17 protein-coding genes are annotated in these 16,852 nt (G+C 42.5%); 5 read left to right on the forward strand and 12 right to left on the reverse strand.

Annotation, left to right across the window (positions count from 1 at the left end):
- Window positions 1–15: 15 nt before the first annotated feature.
- Window positions 16–3,099, forward strand: a complete 3,084-nt coding sequence (locus tag LZF95_RS21685; RefSeq protein WP_233757339.1) for a SusC/RagA family TonB-linked outer membrane protein — start codon at window positions 16–18, stop codon at window positions 3,097–3,099.
- 16 nt (window positions 3,100–3,115) lie between these two features.
- A complete protein-coding gene (locus tag LZF95_RS21690) occupies window positions 3,116–4,624 on the forward strand; it encodes a hypothetical protein (RefSeq protein ID WP_233757340.1) in 1,509 nt (502 codons plus the stop codon).
- A gap of 91 nt (window positions 4,625–4,715) precedes the next feature.
- Here the strand turns inward: LZF95_RS21690 and LZF95_RS21695 are convergent, their stop codons facing one another.
- Together LZF95_RS21695 and LZF95_RS21700 are read right to left on the reverse strand one after the other, a co-directional pair.
- The gene (locus LZF95_RS21695; protein WP_233757341.1) at window positions 4,716–5,324 is read right to left on the reverse strand and encodes an alpha-ketoglutarate-dependent dioxygenase AlkB; all 609 of its coding nucleotides are present in this window, start codon (window positions 5,322–5,324) and stop codon (window positions 4,716–4,718) included.
- Between the two features lie 9 nt (window positions 5,325–5,333).
- Window positions 5,334–6,182 (reverse strand): methylated-DNA--[protein]-cysteine S-methyltransferase, encoded by an 849-nt coding sequence (locus tag LZF95_RS21700; RefSeq protein ID WP_233757343.1) that lies wholly within the window; start codon window positions 6,180–6,182, stop codon window positions 5,334–5,336.
- A 254-nt stretch (window positions 6,183–6,436) separates the two neighbouring features.
- Here LZF95_RS21700 and LZF95_RS21705 point away from each other — a divergent pair, with 254 nt between their 5' ends.
- Entirely contained in the window at window positions 6,437–7,588 is a 1,152-nt protein-coding gene (locus LZF95_RS21705; protein WP_233757344.1) for an FAD-dependent oxidoreductase, read from the forward strand.
- Window positions 7,589–7,928: 340 nt separating this feature from the next.
- Here the strand turns inward: LZF95_RS21705 and LZF95_RS21710 are convergent, their stop codons facing one another.
- Window positions 7,929–9,104 (reverse strand): cystathionine gamma-synthase, encoded by a 1,176-nt coding sequence (locus tag LZF95_RS21710; protein WP_368670796.1) that lies wholly within the window; start codon window positions 9,102–9,104, stop codon window positions 7,929–7,931.
- A gap of 96 nt (window positions 9,105–9,200) precedes the next feature.
- Here LZF95_RS21710 and LZF95_RS21715 point away from each other — a divergent pair, with 96 nt between their 5' ends.
- On the forward strand, window positions 9,201–9,896 hold the full coding sequence (locus tag LZF95_RS21715; protein WP_233757348.1) for a TVP38/TMEM64 family protein: 696 nt from the start codon (window positions 9,201–9,203) through the stop codon (window positions 9,894–9,896).
- Between the two features lie 45 nt (window positions 9,897–9,941).
- On the opposite strand, the gene LZF95_RS21720 is transcribed toward LZF95_RS21715, so the two are convergent.
- The 9 genes from LZF95_RS21720 to LZF95_RS21760 all read right to left on the reverse strand — a co-directional run bounded on the left by LZF95_RS21720 (window position 9,942) and on the right by LZF95_RS21760 (window position 16,560).
- Window positions 9,942–10,676 (reverse strand): DUF3667 domain-containing protein, encoded by a 735-nt coding sequence (locus LZF95_RS21720; protein WP_233757350.1) that lies wholly within the window; start codon window positions 10,674–10,676, stop codon window positions 9,942–9,944.
- Between the two features lie 53 nt (window positions 10,677–10,729).
- Window positions 10,730–10,978: an FUSC family protein gene (locus tag LZF95_RS21725; protein ID WP_233757351.1), complete on the reverse strand. Its 249-nt coding sequence runs from the start codon at window positions 10,976–10,978 to the stop codon at window positions 10,730–10,732.
- Window positions 10,979–11,244: 266 nt separating this feature from the next.
- Complete coding sequence (locus LZF95_RS21730; RefSeq protein WP_233757352.1) at window positions 11,245–11,490, reverse strand: DUF1016 N-terminal domain-containing protein; 246 nt, start codon at window positions 11,488–11,490, stop codon at window positions 11,245–11,247.
- A gap of 203 nt (window positions 11,491–11,693) precedes the next feature.
- The gene (arsM, locus tag LZF95_RS21735) at window positions 11,694–12,662 is read right to left on the reverse strand and encodes an arsenosugar biosynthesis arsenite methyltransferase ArsM (protein WP_233757353.1); all 969 of its coding nucleotides are present in this window, start codon (window positions 12,660–12,662) and stop codon (window positions 11,694–11,696) included.
- A 17-nt stretch (window positions 12,663–12,679) separates the two neighbouring features.
- A complete protein-coding gene (locus tag LZF95_RS21740; RefSeq protein ID WP_233757354.1) occupies window positions 12,680–12,877 on the reverse strand; it encodes a hypothetical protein in 198 nt (65 codons plus the stop codon).
- 14 nt (window positions 12,878–12,891) lie between these two features.
- On the reverse strand, window positions 12,892–14,016 hold the full coding sequence (locus LZF95_RS21745) for a Fic family protein (protein ID WP_233757355.1): 1,125 nt from the start codon (window positions 14,014–14,016) through the stop codon (window positions 12,892–12,894).
- A 444-nt stretch (window positions 14,017–14,460) separates the two neighbouring features.
- Window positions 14,461–15,027, reverse strand: a complete 567-nt coding sequence (locus LZF95_RS21750; protein ID WP_233757356.1) for a dihydrofolate reductase family protein — start codon at window positions 15,025–15,027, stop codon at window positions 14,461–14,463.
- A 113-nt stretch (window positions 15,028–15,140) separates the two neighbouring features.
- The gene (locus tag LZF95_RS21755; RefSeq protein WP_233757358.1) at window positions 15,141–15,671 is read right to left on the reverse strand and encodes a GNAT family N-acetyltransferase; all 531 of its coding nucleotides are present in this window, start codon (window positions 15,669–15,671) and stop codon (window positions 15,141–15,143) included.
- Window positions 15,672–15,744: 73 nt separating this feature from the next.
- On the reverse strand, window positions 15,745–16,560 hold the full coding sequence (locus LZF95_RS21760) for a helix-turn-helix domain-containing protein (protein ID WP_306422391.1): 816 nt from the start codon (window positions 16,558–16,560) through the stop codon (window positions 15,745–15,747).
- A gap of 64 nt (window positions 16,561–16,624) precedes the next feature.
- On the opposite strand from LZF95_RS21760, the gene LZF95_RS21765 reads away from it, so the two are divergent.
- A complete protein-coding gene (locus LZF95_RS21765) occupies window positions 16,625–16,849 on the forward strand; it encodes a hypothetical protein (protein ID WP_233757361.1) in 225 nt (74 codons plus the stop codon).
- Window positions 16,850–16,852: the final 3 nt, after the last annotated feature.

A 16,852-nucleotide genomic window follows, 5' to 3' on the forward strand; every position in this document is an offset into this window, starting at 1 on the left:
CCAAATCTCAACTAAATGAAAAAACTTAGACTAATTATCTTGTTGACATTTCTGTCAATAGGAAACCTCCTGGCCCAGTCCCTGACCGTGACAGGAAAGGTAGAATCCTCAGAAGACGGGCTCCCCATCCCAGGAGCCAGTATTCAGATCAAAGGTACCACCAATGGAGTGATCACTGACATGGATGGCAACTACACGATCACGGTACCTAGTACAGAATCTGTTTTGATATTCTCGTTCGTTGGTCACAGTACCCAAGAGGAGGCAGTCGGAAATCGATCAACTATCGATGTCATGCTGAAATCTTCAATAAGCGACTTGGGGGAAGTGGTCGTAACGGGAGTTGCAGTAGGCACACCCACTAAAAAACTCGGCTTTGCCATAGGAAAAGTGGACAAGGAACTGCTTCAGGAAGCTCCGGCCACAGATCCCGGAAACGCTATCCGCGGGAAGGTCTCAGGTGTCCAGATCGTACAAGGGACCGGAAGGCCGGGAACAGCCCCTACGATCAGACTTAGAGGGGTGACGGCCATATCCGGAGATCAGCAACCATTGATCATAGTGGATGGTGTAATCACCCAGGGAAGCTTGGCAGATATCAATATGAATGATGTGGAAAGTATAGAAGTGCTTAAAGGAGCGGCGGCCTCTTCTCTTTATGGATCACTGGCCGGAAACGGTGTGATTCAGATCATTACCAAAAGAGGAGCCGACAGAGATGGGGTGACAAGGGTGACGGTACGTCAGGAATTGGGAAACAGCTACCTGGCGAATCAGGTACCCCTATCCTATCACCATAGGTATCAGTTGAACCCTGACGGCAGCTATGTATTGACTAATCCCAACAACCCAAATACCCGGGTGGAAGAGGAAGACGGAATTATGGACAATGAGTATCCCCAGGTATTCAATAATCAGGAATTGCTATTTAAAGCACAGCCATTCTATACCACAAATGTCTCTGTTGCCAACACAGGCGCAAAGACAAATTTCTTTCTGGGATTTGAAAATCTGAATCAGGGAGGGATCGTAGTGGATATGCCCGCTTACAAAAGACAAAGTCTGCGTCTCAATGTAGATCACCAGCTTACAGAAAAAATCAAACTGACCAGCAGCACACTTTATGTCAATACCGATAGTCCAAACAACGGTGAAAACGGACAGAGCGGCTTGTTTTACCCAGTTCTTGCCCACGAACCAGACCAGGATTTATTCGCCAACAGGGACGGAGGGATTTTGCCAAGGTCTCAAAGTAATCTCCAAAATCCTTTATACGAGGTACGAAACAGGTTTTTCAGAAGAGATAGGAGAAGACTGCTTCAGAATATCCAGGCAAATTACAAAATCCTAAGCTGGCTAACTGTAGAGGGGCAATATTCCATGGACAGAGAATGGAACACCAATGAAAACTATACCCCAAAGGGATATATCACCCAAAACAGACCTGAGGGAGGACTAGGCTCACTCTATCAGGATTGGAGAAACAAGAGTGCGGAAGTGGCAACTGCCTCAATCTATGCCCAAAAGAAATTTGGAGATTGGAATTCACTGGTGACGCTCAGATATCAATTTGAGAAATATACTGACGAAAGAACCGAAATATCAGGTTCCAATTTTGCAGTAATTGACATCCCTAGATTCAATAATGTAGATCCCACCACATTAGACATAACTAACTATATAACAGATGTTCGAGCAGAAAACCTCTTCTTGAACATGGGATTTGATTACAAGGACAAGTATATCATTGAAGGGTTAATCCGCCGTGATGGATCCTCATTGTTTGGTGAAGATGAGCGCTATCAACTATTCTACAGGGGCACAGCTGCCTACCGGGTATCGGAAGATCTACAAATACCAGGATTTCAGGAATTAAAACTTAGAGCATCTTATGGAACATCAGGAGCCAGACCCCGGTTCGAAGCTCAATACGAAACGTTTGACCTGGATAGAGGAGTCGCTTCCAAGGATGTACTTGGCAACAAAGACCTCAAACCATCCAAAATCGGAGAATTTGAGGTAGGAATAAATGCAAATTTCCTAAAGAAGTGGTCTTTTGAGTTTAATTACGCCAACATCAAAGCAGATGATCAGATTCTTTTGGTACCTCTTTCCAGTGTGGCAGGATTTGGCTACCAATGGAGAAATGCGGGAACAGTACGGACCCATGCTTATGAACTGAGCTTGGGGTCGTTTTTGATAGAAAAGAAAGACTTTTCCTGGAACTTTAATATCGTAGCCAGTAATTCAAAATCAACTGTCGAATACTTAGGAGTACCTACCATTTTACGTGGAGACGGAATTACAAGCGGTATGTTCAGAATTGCCGAAGGCGAGCAATTCGGGGTCATGTACGGGAATGTGTTTGCTCAATCAGCTAATGATTTTATTCTGGACGATAACGGATACATAACCAATATCTCAGGGTACTTGCCCAACTCAGAATCCAATAAGACACCTGCTGATTTTGAACAGAATTCAGATGGATATATGGTACCAGCAGGGACAGAAAACACAAAAGATGAGACGGCTGTCATTTTATATGATCCGACCACCGGTCAAAAACTTGATGCCAAAATCGGAAACAGCGCACCTGACTTGATCATGGGGCTAAACAATACACTACGATATAAGAACTTATCGCTATTTGTACTCTTGGATGCCCAGATAGGTGGAGACATTTACAACTCATCCAAGCAAAACCTATACTTCCAGGAACGTCATGGTGATCTCGATCAGTTCGACAAACCAGAGGGCCAGCGTAAATCCGTTCCGTATTACTCCGGTGCCACAAGTCTATATAACGGTGCTGCGCCTGCCAAGCATTTTGTGGAGAAAGCCACCTACATGAAATTACGTGAGGTTGCTCTGACTTATAGAATAGATGAGGCTATGATGAATTCCATTGGAATAGGGAAATTATTTTATGACGCCAAGTTATCTCTTATCGGCAGAAATCTGCTGACGTTCACCGACTACTCCGGATTTGATCCTGAAGTAGCCTCCTTAAGTGCTGGGGACCCCACCACCTTCAGGTCTGATTCTTATGTGTATCCCATGTTTAGAACATTCACAGCAGCAATTGAATTAAGATTCTAATTCTAAAATTACCATTATGAAAAAATCACTGAATATATACTTGGGAGCAATCCTTTCCGGCATCATGTTCCTATCAGCCTGCGCAGATCTTGACGTAGAGAATCTGAACAATCCCGATACCGATAAAGTACTAGCCACACCGGATGACCTCAAGGGAGTGGTAGCTGGAGCATTTTCCAACTTATACGGCTTATTTACTGCCTATAGAGGTCAGGTAAATCTGGAGCATACCGCTGATCATACTACCATGACCAACAATGTGAGCAATTGGTGGTCTGAGTTCAAGGTAGAGCCCAGACCACAGTTTGCAAACAGCCTGGCTAATTCCAATCGGGCTGGAATAATTGACAATCCGTTTAGACTAACCAACTCTGCTATTTCCTCAGCTGTGGATGTCATCAGGCTGATCGAAAATGAAGGCGTAGAAATCGGCACCAATGGAGCGGATACTGAAATGGTATTAGCAGCTGCATACTTTGCCAAAGGAATGGCTGAAGGATACCTTGCTTCCACCTATGATCAAGGATATGTCGTGGACAAGGATACGGATCTTACTACCATAGAACTGCAGCCATACGATGCTGTAATGGATATCGCTTTGGCGGATCTAGGCAAAGTGATTGAGCTGGCCACTTCTTCCTCGTTCCAGCTAGACCCTACCTTTATCAATACCCCTTCTCCTATGGGAGATGCTGAACTTGCACGATTGGCAAGTACCTATTCAGCTCATTTTATGATGACCAGAAGTAGGACTAAGGCTCAAAATGATGCAAATGACTGGGCCAAAATCAAAGAATTGGCCAAAGGGGGCATTACTGATGATTATATCATTGTGCAGGATGGCTCAAATTGGAGCAACTCTTTTATCAACATTTCCGGATTGGATTGGTATTTCAGAATTGACCACCGAATCATCAGGATTTTTGACCCTTCTTTTCCAAAAAGGTACCCACTCGAAGCCACAGCCTTACTCCCTCCTGCCACTTCGGACGACAAAAGATTAGAGCTGTATTATTTCTATGAGGAAGATATGTCCCGTTTCAATCTTACCCGAGGGGCACAGTTAAGAAGCAACTACCGCATAGGCAGATGGGATGAATTCTATAGAGGAGGCGGGATAGGGCCTATCCCTTATTTCTTTGACTATATCAATCAATTGATCATAGCCGAGGCAGAGGTGATGACTGGCAATACCCAAGCTGCTATTGATATCCTAAATGAAGGAAACAGAATAACTGTCGGCGGATTAGCCCCCCTACCGAATAGCCTCTCTGCCCAAGAAGTGCTTCAAACGATCTGGGACGAGCGGGATATAGAAGTCTGTAGAACCGATTGGGCGATTCCGTTCATGGATGCCAGAAGAAGAGGGATTCTCCAGCGAGGTGTGCTACTACATTTCCCCGTTCCTATCACTGAGATGCTGGTGTTGGGCTTGCCAGAATATACTTTCGGTGGTCAATCAGCAGCAGATGGAGTAAATACATCAGATGGTGAGGGAGCTTGGTACACGCCACCAGGCTTATAAGCTATCAATGGGTTCCAGAAACCTTGAAAATAAAAGCTGATCAAAAATTATATGCGTTGTGCCTCCGCTGGTACAACGCATTTTTTGTGCATTACCTCACAATCGTCCGAAAAGTCAGATTAATTCTTGGCTTTGACACCAGCTTTGTCGGGGGCAATCGGTGTAGCCAATGTGTCTGCGTAGTATCCTTCATCACCAGTAGGCTACCATGCTCCAGTACTTTTGACACCGTTTCTTTGGTGGTTTTATGCTTGAAGGAAAACTTGCGCTCCGCCCCAAAACTCACCGAAGCAATGGCGCCGTCTTTTTTCAGATCGGTCTCCCCATCGCTATGCCAGGCCATTCCCTCACTCCCATTGTGGTAGAGATTCAGCAGGCAGGAATTGAAGGTCTCTCCTGTTTTCTTTTCTACCAGACCCTTCAGCTCCAGCAATTCTTTGGTCCAGGGTAGAGCTGTTTTGGTATGATTGGAATAGGTGTATTCAAAGGACTTCTCTGCATACCAAGCTACTTTCCGCTTGGTTTCTATGCGTTTTCCAAAAATTATAGCCACATCGTTCTCCCATTGAATCCGATTCAACAAGTAATCAAGGTAACTCAATGCCTGATTCGCAGGCATAATTTTGCCATAGTAATTCACTGTCCCGTCTTTGGGCAGTAAGTTTACGCTTTCGTAAGAAGTCTGATTGAACAAATCCATATCACTAGCTTATACCTTTGCATTCAGCTGGGCAGCTTCCCAACCTATAATTGCTGACTTTCGGGTATTCCCCCACATGTAGCCGCCGATTTTTCCGCTGGACTGGATCACACGATGACAGGGAATCAGGAAAGCAACAGGGTTACTGCCTATGGCAGTTCCAATAGCGCGGGAAGCTTTCGGTTTTTCTATTTCCTCAGCAATGGCACCATAGGTGGTAAGATTTCCCTGCGGTATCTTCAGCAGCGCCTCCCAGACTTTTAATTGGAAAGGGGTGCCGTGCAAATGCAGTTTGATCCGGTTGAGCTTGCTCCAATCGTGCTGAAATATAAACAGTGCTTCCTGCTGAATTTCATCTACCAATTGATTGTACCGGGCATTTGGAAAGCGGGATTTCAACGTCTCTTCCCCTTCCTCCTTGTCTGGGAAAAAAGCTAAGTGACAAATGCCCTTTCCCGTAGAAGCCACAATGATTTCTCCAAAAGGGCTTTCTGCAAAGCTGTAATTGATCTGGAGATTTTCTCCTCCATTTTTGAATTCGCCCGGAGTCATTCCTTCTATTTTCACAAATAAATCATGAAGCCTTCCCGTACCGGATAGTCCTGTTTCTTGCGCAGCATCAAAGAGCGTAGCTTCTCTTCCCTGCAAAAGTTGCTTGGCGTATTCCACACTCACATACTGCATGAATTTCTTCGGGCTCACTCCTGCCCACTCGCTGAACATGCGCTGGAAATGAAAAGGGCTCAGGTGTACCTGGGCTGCAATTTCATCCAGAGAGGGCTGGCTTTTAAAGTTGGCCTGTATGTAGGCTATAGCTTCGGCAATCCGATTGTAATTGAGGACTTGACTTTCGTTCATTTTTCTGAATGCTAGATTACCCAAAAGTAGAACGATTCATACTATACCAAAACCCAAATCTTGCTAATCTCTTTCTTATTTTATGTGCAAATACTCGCCTTGTATTTTTTAATAAACCCATTTTTGCTAAATTTCTTTATAACCAAAAAAGGATCTGTTCCTCTTTTTATCCAATCCAGCCCAAGATTTCCTACCGGATCTATTTTCTCTATCGATCCATGTTTTAGTTAAACCATCAACTTATTGTAAACATCATGGAAACAAACCGCAGGGATTTTATCAAAAAACTTTCCGTAGCTGCCTTGGGGACTGGACTGGTTGCAACCGGAGCAACGGCGGCAACAGGAATAGCAACCAATGTCAATTTCATTTCCAGACCAAAACTTCCAAAAGTCAACGTTTCATCTTCCAGGGTGATAAAGGAGACAGTCGGATTAAGGCCTTTTAGAAAAAACGGACCCAGAATAGAAAAACAAGACTTGGGTGACAAAACTATTGTCCACAACTACGGACACGGTGGCTCGGGATGGTCTCTTTCATGGGGCACATCTCTGATTGCTTCTGAATTGGTGGATCAAACCCAGGAGAAGAAAATTGCTGTTATAGGATGCGGAGTGATCGGATTAACTACAGCAATAACCCTTCAGCAAAAGGGATATGAGGTAGTCATATATACCAAAGACTCTTATCCAAATATCACCTCTGCGATGGCAACTGGGACATGGTCTCCTACCTCAAGATTAATATTACCGCAACATGTTACTCCCGAGTTTGCCTCTATGTATCAAAAAGCTTGTACACACTCCTATCGAACTTTTCAACGGCTATTGGGAATAAACCAAGTAGTAGAATGGATGGATAATTACAGCATACATACTGGAAAGGAGCAACGTGCCGACTACTCTAACGAGCTGATGAGCAAGCTGGGAACACCGTCATTCATTTATCCCAAAGGTGTCCCGCTTAACAGAAGGGAAAATCCTTTCAAATTCGATAATGTGAGTAAAAATCCGACAACGATCTTCAACATACCCGCATACTTAAAAATGATGAAGTCTGATTTTTTAATTGCAGGTGGAAAGGTGGAAATCAAAAATTTTAAAAGCCCGGAAGATATCGATGCCTTACCTCAAAAGTGTGTGGTAAACTGTACGGGCTTGGGATCTCAAGAGATATTTGGAGATAATGATCTGATGCCGGTATCCGGACAACTGTGCTTCTTAATTCCACAGCCAGAGCTCACCTATAGAGCCAGTATGGAAGGAGTGTACTTCATCCCCCGAAAAGACGGCATTATGATTGGCGGCAATGGAATAGACAACAATTGGGATCTCACACCCGATCCCGCCGTTAAAGACAAATACTTGTCAGGAGTAGAGGAAATGATGAAAAGATTACGGAGTTAAGCCATCTATTTTTTCCGTATTAAAATGATATTCAAATTTCATAGAACTTAAGCTTGCCCTTATGGTATAAAAATGACAAAGTGTGGGTGCTTTGCGAAAAGCAGAAGATACATTGGATCCTGCTTCTGGCGAATCAGGATTACAATCATTTGCGAAAATATTCGTGTCACGTTCTATTCCGATAAACCAATCTAATTATTTAATCATTCGCGGAAATCAGCGTCCTTTTCTGCAAGAATCCGCGGGAAATATCAATAGCAAATCTGCGGGAAATAACATATGGACTTAAAAAAAGCCGCCCATGTGACATGAACGGCTCAATTATACTTAATCTAAAACCTTAAATTTTCTCCAACGCATTGGCAAGATCTTTCTTCAGATCCTCGGCATCCTCCACTCCCACACTCAGTCTGATCAGAGACTCCACCAGCCCTACTTTCTCCCGTTCTTCCTTAGGGATACTGGCGTGTGTCATGGAAGCGGGGTGTCCACATAGTGACTCCACTCCTCCCAAGGATTCTGCAAGAGCAAACAAATGGAAGTTCTCCATCACTTTCCGCGCATCAGCTTCTTTATTACCGATTAAAGTAAATGAAATCATTCCCCCAAAATCACGCATCTGCTTTTTGGCGATGTCATGATTAGGATGATCTTCGAAACCCGGCCAATAGACCTTTTCTACTTTGGGATGATTTTTCAGGTAAGCTGCTACGGTTTTACCATTTTGTGAATGACGCTCCATTCTCAAATGAAGGGTTTTGATACCTCTCAGCACCAAGAAACAATCCTGCGGCCCGGGGGTAGCACCAGATGCATTTTGAATAAACACGAGTTTTTCGGCCAACTCATCATCATTTACTACCAAAGCTCCCATCACCACATCGGAGTGTCCCCCAAGGTATTTGGTCACCGAATGCATCACGATATCCGCTCCGAGGTCCAGCGGGTTTTGGAGGTATGGGGAAGCAAAAGTATTATCTACAGCAACCAGAATCTTGTTTCCTTTTCCCAACTTGGCCACTGCGGCTATGTCGATGATATTCATCATCGGGTTGGTAGGGGTTTCTACCCAGATCATTTTGGTTTTTTCAGTAATATGCTCCGCTATGCCAGCAGGATCGGACATAGGCACAAATTTGAATTTGATTCCGTAGCGTTCATACACTTTGGTAAAAAGCCTATATGTTCCCCCATACAGGTCGTTGGTACTGATGATCTCATCACCGGGATTAAACAATTTGATCACGGCGTCGATAGCTCCCAATCCTGAGGAGAAACAGATCCCGTGTTTGCCGTTTTCCAATGCTGCCAGATTATTCTGCAAAGCAGTACGGGTAGGATTGTGTGTTCTTGAATATTCATAGCCTTTATGATCACCAGGTGATGTCTGCACGTAAGTGGAGGTCTGGTAAATAGGCGTCATAATCGCACCTGTGGCAGAATCCGGCTCTATTCCGGCATGTATGGCTTTTGTTCCAAATTTCATTCTATATTGGTTTAGCTTGTTCTGGTTTATGGAAAATGAAAACCTTTTGAGTTTTTCAGGGTGATTATGGCTTCAGCATAGTAAACTTGCAGAATTCCCAGCGAATCAACGTATGATTAACCAAATATGACAAAAAAGGGCAGGATTTTCAAAACTATCCGCTCGTACTTCGGAAAGCACCCGTCGGGGATTTTCGCTTGGCTATGGGTCACTGTAGTACCCTTTGTCGGAAGTGCTGTTTTTGCGGTAAATTATCATTTGGTCGGGCAACTCGAACTACAGACCTACTTAGACTATTTCTCCTACACTGTGATCGGTGCGTTGCTGATGGGCTTGGCACTCCTGCCCACTACTCTGATCGCCTTAGCTTCCGGCTTTTATTACGGATGGATTTCCTTACCTTTTTTGATTTTGGGATACTCTCTGGCTTCCGTGCTAGGCTATGTGCTGGGCAAAGTCAGTAATATGGGTTTGACAGAAAAGCTGTTCCGTAAAAACCCAAAATTCCAGGCAGCTCTCGATTCGAGGAAAGAAAAAGAAGGGTCACTGGTGTTTTTTGTAAGGATTTCCCCTGTAGTACCTTTTGCAGTATCCAACTTCCTTTTTGCCAACCTGAATATCAAATTATGGAAAGTATTGGTGTATGGAATTCCCGGTATGCTTACCCGTACAGTCCTAGCTTTTGCCGCGGGAGTGGCCGCCAGCTCCTATATGGAAGCAAAGCAATCTATGAATACGCCGCTGCAATGGGGAATAGGATTGGCGCTGCTGATTATCGGGGTCGCAGGGATTTATAGCTATGTGAAAAAATCAAGGAAATAAACCAACTCAAACTCAGCTTATAACCTCGTGTTGTCAGCACAATCTCTATTTTATCACCAAATCAATCAAATAGCCAATCAACAACACCGAAATGGCAAATGTAATAATACCTAATAGGTAGGAAAACAGTGCTTTGAAGTAGTTGGCAACTCTCTTTTTATCGAAAAATCGCCCAATTGCCCAGCAACTGTAAACTATAAAAAGCACCCCTCCATAATCTAAAGCCTTAAGATCTGTCAACCCCTGAATTATTCCAAACACAGCCAGAATAATCATCCCTATGCCCATTACATAGCATAGAAGAATCAGTATTTCATAGAAGTTATAGCCATATTTTTTAAAAAGCAACTTAGTCCAAAAGGCTATAAATACCCCCATTATCAAATTCCCATAGCCATAGTTGTTTTGTAACCATTTAAAAATGACCGTTACCGTTGTAAAATTGGACTCATCGTATTTGAAATATCCATCTTCAAAGTGTAAGAATCCTCTTAAAACTGAATAAATCAATGAACTGATTATGATAAAAATCACCGGTTTTACCAATCGGCTCCTATCTTCAGCCATATAACTTCTGACAGCTGCCCCGGGTCTGATCAATAATTCCCTGATCGTATATAATATTCCCTTATCAAAGTTTAGAACACCGCTGATCTCTTTGGCTATATATCTCCCATCAATCCGTAGCAATTCTTTGGCATTGCCACAGCCCACACAATAATTCCCAGTGATTTCCAGTGCACACTTTTTACAATATTCCAAAGGATTCTGATTTTCCATAGGGATTAATAGGATGAGGTAGGTTTGACGACTACTAAAGGTATCACCATTCCCTATTTTAAGTTTCTCTCTTGTAAAGCTTTTTCCAACTCTGATTTTTTGAGCTTGTTCTTAGCAGCAATAGGCAAATAGACCACAGGAAGAAAAGTCAACAAGCCAAAGCCATTGCTAACGGTGCTATAAATTGCAATGCCGATCAGCACACCGAAAATCACGGCATCATAAATCTTTGTGGTCTTACTTTTTTTTGCTTCTTCCAGCAATTCTTGGTCAGTGAAAGCAGCTAATTTTTCTTGGTTCATTTTCTTGAGTTGGGGGTTTGGTTGGATTAAAGTCTAACTACAATTCATCAGTTTAAACCTAGCTCTATACCTAGATTACGCTAAAGTGGGAGATTTATAATTATGTCGGGGAAAATAAAAAAAAATCACATACGATATCCCAATAGCTATTTTCATTGTTTAACTAGAAGGAAGATCTTAAAATGTGACCAGGATAATTGTCTCCACAGTGCGGAGACAATTGCTTCATCCGGAAAAGTCTCTGCAAAGCGGAGACAATGTTGCAATTATTTCGTACTCCATCCCTTTCCATATTCTTGTGTGAGCTGTTGGGAAAGTTTTTTAATTACTTCTTCACCATAGACAGCTCTTTTGTTATCAAGCACTTCTTCCATAATTACTTTTCCTACATTCCAATAGGAGGCCGTAATGGTTGAATTAATGGTTTGCGCAATATGGGCACGACCTGTTTCAACAATTTCCTTGATGCGATCAATAAGGTAATTAAGGGTAGTTTTACTTATTTCTTCCATTATATTATCAGCTAAAACACTCTTCCGTGAAATTCCTCACCTATAATTACACATTCGAATGGCTTTCGGTAATCAGTCTAGTTGATCCTCTGCCCTTTACCAATGTTGAGAGTCTTGAAAAGCCCTTAAATATCTCACTTGTAGGAACGTTTTATAAGATTACAATATATTTTTTCCTCTGGATTTGGTTTTCAATCGTATACTTAACAACAGCCTCCACCATCGTAATGAAAGGTGGATTCAGAAATATAAATATCATCCCTGCCCAACTCTTTAAACTGCCTAGCTGTTTTATCACAAATAGCCAAGGGTTGGTTTTTCATTAAAACATGTCCTTTTTTATCATCGAAGTATTCTTCATCTCCGTAATAAATTGCCGCTTTTCCGGTAAATACACAAGCACCGTCTGGCAGCACCGGGTCTTTAATGGCTGCAACTTCAATGCTTTCAATATATATCAATTCCTCTGTTGGGTAATTTTTAGGGTCAAGTATCCTATAGGGTTTGCGAGCCCTAATCTCAATGGTACCAAAGCCAGCATCGGTCAAGGCTTTTACATAGTCATTTATTGGAAGGCTTCCGCTCAAGCAAAGCGCACGTAGGCGTTCATCATTTCTTAGTGTTTCGTTCATAGGTTGCTCACAAGTCGGGTCACTCATTACCAACCTCCCGTGTGGCTTCAACACACGATACATCTCATCTAATGCCCGTTTGAGATCAGCTTCTTTGAAGATATTAAACAGGCAGTTCTGCGCAGCAACATCAATAGAATTATCGGCTACAGGTAAGTTTAATGCATCTCCCTTCTTGAGTTCAACGAATTCACTATTAAACCAAGGGTTCATTTCTTCGGCCTCTACAAGATTTTTACGAGATGCTTCCAGCATTTCATCTACCACATCAATACCCACCACTCCTCCTCTCTGACGAGAGAAGTAAGAAAATTGTAATAATTCCATCCCACCACCAACGCCAACATATAGGATTTTTGGGTTGTTCGTTAAATCACGCGCATTTATAGTACTCCCGCAACCATAATTCATTTGTTGCATTATTTTCGGAATCTTTAAGCCTGGCAATTCCCAAATTGGATTGGTGGTACAGCAAAGCCCAATATTTGGTGTTAAGGCTGCGTCTTTATATAAGTCATGGGTTGCTTCTAAGTAGCTCATAAAGTTTTTGATAATTATTAAAATAAAGTAAGCATATTATATCCAAGGTTGTGTTTGGGATACGTTTTTTTATTTAATATGTATATCCGCTTTTCTGCCAGTAAAACAATAAAAGCATCATAGGATTCGGAAAACACCAGCGTCAAGGCCACTTCGGTCACCCGTCTTCGGTCTTCCGTCCAGTAAAGCAAAGAGAATAGGGTTACTGGCATCATTGCGGATAATCACATTATTTAAATAGCCCGATATATTCATCAAACCAATATTGTTTCCCTCTTTTCGCTCCTGTAATTTCCTTAAGAATTCCGAGATGTTCAAGTTCACTCACTAGCTTGTAAGCCGATGGAAGTGAAAGTTCTGTTAGGTCAGCGACTTTTTGAACGGTGATAAGTGGTCGTAAATAGAGTTGATTGATAACCGCCCTTGCGTTGCTTGTTCTTGCACCTAAACCTTGAATTTTCATGTCCACTTCTTTTTGAAGTTTCATGATGCTATCGAAAGTCACTATACTTCCCTTAGCAGTTTCAATAATTCCTACGAGAAAGAATTTAAACCATTGTTTGATATCGTTTGAGGATCTTACTTTCATTAAGTTGTCGTAATACAATTGTCTGTTCCTCTCGAAGAAGTCGGACAAGTAAAGGACTGGTTTCTTTAAAATCCCTTTTTCAACTAAGTAGAGAGTGATTAAAAGACGACCAACACGCCCATTGCCATCTAAAAAGGGATGAATCGTTTCAAACTGATAATGTATTATGGCAATTCTTAATAAATGAGGCAACCTAATTTCTGTGTTGTGCGAAAATTTTTCCAAATCCCCCATTAATCGAGCGACCTCTTGGTGAGGTGGTGGGATAAATGTGGCATCAGCAATTGATGCTCCTCCTATCCAGTTTTGACTTGTTCTGAATTGTCCGGGTATTTTGTGTTTTCCACGAACTCCTTGAAGAAGGACTTTATGGGCCATTTTGATAAGCCTGGATGATATGGGCAATTCATCAAGTGACTTGATTGCTGAATTGAGGGCATTAATGTAATTCTGAACTTCTTCCCAATCGTCCCGTTGTTCTTCCCTAATTTCTTCTCTTTCTTGCAGTGCTTCTTCAATATTGGTTTTTGTGCCTTCAATTTTACTTGATTTGATGGCTTCCTTTGCAACGTGCATTGAAATGAACAAATCAATATTTGGAGTGTGCTCGGAGTACATGTCAAGCCGTCCAAGTTGTCTATCTGCCTGACTTAATAGGGCTATCACTTCCATGTCATCAAGCACCCAATCCCGATTTATCTCTTCAGGAATCAAGCTTTTAAAGGTTCCTTGATTGATATAGCTGCCCGCTTTAAAGTTTTTCATGATTTCATAATTAACCTATCTTCTAATTTAAGAAAAACTTCAAAAATTTAAATAAAGATAATTCATTTTAAATATTTAGACAAATTACTTTAATAAGAGAGTTTGTTTTTAAATGCATCCCACGGCTCAGAGAAGGGAATTGCACCTCACCCTCGCACAGAACTCCCGTAAAAACGAGCACTGGATGTGCTAGAGACTCAAGCGCAGGAGTTGCCTATAAAAATCGGGACAGGCTGTCCCGAAGCCATGCAAGTGTGCCAATAGCGGCATGGTTTGCCCTGAGGAATGCACTGAAGTAAACCAGACTGAGGTGTCTGCGCCCACTGCATATGGTTTCCCGCTTAGGCGGGAAACCATATGCAGTGGGGCTATGAAGTCGGATAAGAGGGCTGGGCACAAGGAAAATATCCGGCAGATAGGAATGTTTGTATCCACATACCTCCATTATCTTTTAGTTTCATATTCCAAAAGCAATACTCCGGAACCGGCTGTTGAATTCTTCAAGGTCAACCCAACCCTGTTCTTGATATTTGTAAATAATGGTTTTCCCTCACCCAAAATCACCGGGAATACGGCAAGCAGGTAGCTATCCACAAGCCCCAGGTTCATGAAGGTGGTGATTAAGCTTGAGCCACCGTACAACCAGATGTCTTTACCAGGCTGGTTCTTGATCTCCTGAACTTTGGTTAGCACATCCGAGCTTATCAGTTCTGCCTTTACTTCATTGGTTTTCAATAAGTTGGAAAACACGTATTTCTTTTTGCTATGAACTCCTTCCCACAATTTCGTTTCAGACGGTGATGCATTTTCTCCAGGTTGATACTCTCCCCACTTTTCATAGCTTACCCTTCCGAAAAATATCGTGTCAATTGATGCGAGGAACTTATCGAAGTGAGATTCCGCTCCGGAATCATCAGGGGCTCCACCTATTCCCAGCCAGTCAATTTCGCCGTTTGGACCCTCTATATAGCCGTCTAGTGTTACGGCAAGATTTAATATTATTTTTCTCATGTGAACCTATTTTGATACCAGTTTTACAGCATTTGATTGTGTTTGTAGCAGCATGTTCCTTCTCCTCCCAATGAAGTATCTTCCTTCCACTGCCACCTGCTCCCGGCCATGCGTTAAATTGCTTCAGTCTCTGGCCATTTATGATTTACCCATTCAGCTTCCCCAAAGGTCATATTAAGTGTCGCCCAGATCCCGTCGTCCACTCGAAAAGTTGACTTCTTATCTGGATTTAACTTGAATCCGCACTTTTCGTAACATCGAATTCCGCCTATGTTCCAGTCAAACACATTGAGTTCAACAACTTTGGCATTCAGTATGGTGAAGCAATAGGCAAGTAGTTCCCGGATCACCTGCTGGCCAATTCCCTTTCCCCGGTTTGACACCTCTCCAATAATGAACTTGTCAATTTTATACATGTCGTCTCCAGACAACAGGATTTCGGCATGGCCGATGGTGGCGTTACTCGATGCATCTACAACTTTGAATGAGCGGCTATTTTCGTCTTTCAGGTAGCTCTTCAGTTGGTCTTCGGTTAAGGGAAATGAAAAAGCATCGCCCGCTATGGTAACCAGTAGCTCCCTGCTGTGAATCCATGAAATCAGCGTAGCAAAATCTTCCTGACCGAATGATTCTAATCTAGTCATAGTAGTTTTTTCAGTTTCTATATGACAAAGTTCGAAAGAGTGGAATTCAGGAAATTGGAAAAACCCGAACTAGTCAGTCACCCAGGAAGTGTTCATTGATTTGATCAGAATTGGAGAAAAGATCCTTTGGAGATTTGCCTGTTATCAGGTGTGATTGACGGATAAGATGGGACTGATCATAGAACTCTGCCTGATAGGCACACTCGGTAAGCTGCATATCGGGATGTTTTTTCCGGATCTGGACAAAATGATTGAACCTCACCATGTTGCAGAACTGCTTTGGGCTTAAGCCGACATATTTTTTAAAAGTCTTTTCAAGATACCTATCGGACACACCCGTGATTTTTTCAAGAGATGAAATCCTTATGTTTCCTTTTTGCTCAAATATTTTCTTGATCACAGTATCTACATATTGAAAAGGCGCATTAGCACCCTGAATTCGGGAAGCCTTTTTAATGAGTTCCTTTTCGAAGTTCGCAAATGTTTTTTCAGGAGATTCTGCGATACACCCTGGTAGAATGTCCCCACTTGTGACATCGGCAATAGAAATTGGATTGTCCGTATTCAGGACAGCCGGGAAACTATAAAACAAGGCCTGCGTATGAGGGTGGAATCTGATTCCATAGATCACAGCCCCAGGGGAAAATTTGTTTTTATAACTTTTACTGTTTTGACCTGCAAAGTATGTTTCCGGATCCTTAACCCAATCTGAGCTACCTGCCTTTTTTCTTGTTTGTGCAGCGTTCAACTGAAATACCATCTCATGATGGAGGTCAGGGAGAATCTCTTCGATATAGGGCTGTCGTAAATCTTCTGAAACTTTTAGATACCAGAATGATTTGATCAAGGGTGAAAGGGCCTTTGGCCAATATGTGCGAACGGTAAGCATCTTCCTGACGGATTTCCCTTGTACATCTTTTTCATGAAGATAGTATTTAAGGGATTATTTACCAATGAGCGAAGAGATTTCCTTAGCGGGAGGCCCGCTTACAGGAGTTTCAGGTTTGTTGAAGAAAGGCCGGCATATAGGGGAGCTACAGCCTTCCCGATTCATCGGGAAGACCCGTACATACGATGTTGTAAGACTTGTGTGCCGTGGCGTAGTCGCACCTCGCCAACTTAAAAGTTGGCAAGGCTGTCTAGTCGGTTGGCGCCATGTCCCCATTCAGCTTTCCTGATCT

The sequence above is a fragment of the Algoriphagus sp. AGSA1 genome, from assembly GCF_021390545.1.
GTDB lineage: Bacteria > Bacteroidota > Bacteroidia > Cytophagales > Cyclobacteriaceae > Algoriphagus.

What these genes read in the sequence shown, in the direction of transcription:
- LZF95_RS21715 (WP_233757348.1), top strand. Translation starts at nt 9,201, where the DNA reads ATGACAAAAAAGGGCAGGATTTTCAAAACTATCCGCTCGTACTTCGGA.
- LZF95_RS21705 (WP_233757344.1), top strand. Translation starts at nt 6,437, where the DNA reads ATGGAAACAAACCGCAGGGATTTTATCAAAAAACTTTCCGTAGCTGCC.
- LZF95_RS21765 (WP_233757361.1), top strand. Translation starts at nt 16,625, where the DNA reads ATGAGCGAAGAGATTTCCTTAGCGGGAGGCCCGCTTACAGGAGTTTCA.
- LZF95_RS21700 (WP_233757343.1), bottom strand. Translation starts at nt 6,182, where the DNA reads ATGAACGAAAGTCAAGTCCTCAATTACAATCGGATTGCCGAAGCTATA.
- LZF95_RS21745 (WP_233757355.1), bottom strand. Translation starts at nt 14,016, where the DNA reads ATGAAAAACTTTAAAGCGGGCAGCTATATCAATCAAGGAACCTTTAAA.
- LZF95_RS21760 (WP_306422391.1), bottom strand. Translation starts at nt 16,560, where the DNA reads ATGCTTACCGTTCGCACATATTGGCCAAAGGCCCTTTCACCCTTGATC.
- LZF95_RS21730 (WP_233757352.1), bottom strand. Translation starts at nt 11,490, where the DNA reads ATGGAAGAAATAAGTAAAACTACCCTTAATTACCTTATTGATCGCATC.
- LZF95_RS21695 (WP_233757341.1), bottom strand. Translation starts at nt 5,324, where the DNA reads ATGGATTTGTTCAATCAGACTTCTTACGAAAGCGTAAACTTACTGCCC.
- LZF95_RS21750 (WP_233757356.1), bottom strand. Translation starts at nt 15,027, where the DNA reads ATGAGAAAAATAATATTAAATCTTGCCGTAACACTAGACGGCTATATA.
- LZF95_RS21725 (WP_233757351.1), bottom strand. Translation starts at nt 10,978, where the DNA reads ATGAACCAAGAAAAATTAGCTGCTTTCACTGACCAAGAATTGCTGGAA.
- LZF95_RS21685 (WP_233757339.1), top strand. Translation starts at nt 16, where the DNA reads ATGAAAAAACTTAGACTAATTATCTTGTTGACATTTCTGTCAATAGGA.
- LZF95_RS21740 (WP_233757354.1), bottom strand. Translation starts at nt 12,877, where the DNA reads ATGATGCCAGTAACCCTATTCTCTTTGCTTTACTGGACGGAAGACCGA.
- LZF95_RS21690 (WP_233757340.1), top strand. Translation starts at nt 3,116, where the DNA reads ATGAAAAAATCACTGAATATATACTTGGGAGCAATCCTTTCCGGCATC.
- LZF95_RS21720 (WP_233757350.1), bottom strand. Translation starts at nt 10,676, where the DNA reads ATGGAAAATCAGAATCCTTTGGAATATTGTAAAAAGTGTGCACTGGAA.
- LZF95_RS21755 (WP_233757358.1), bottom strand. Translation starts at nt 15,671, where the DNA reads ATGACTAGATTAGAATCATTCGGTCAGGAAGATTTTGCTACGCTGATT.
- arsM (WP_233757353.1), bottom strand. Translation starts at nt 12,662, where the DNA reads ATGAGCTACTTAGAAGCAACCCATGACTTATATAAAGACGCAGCCTTA.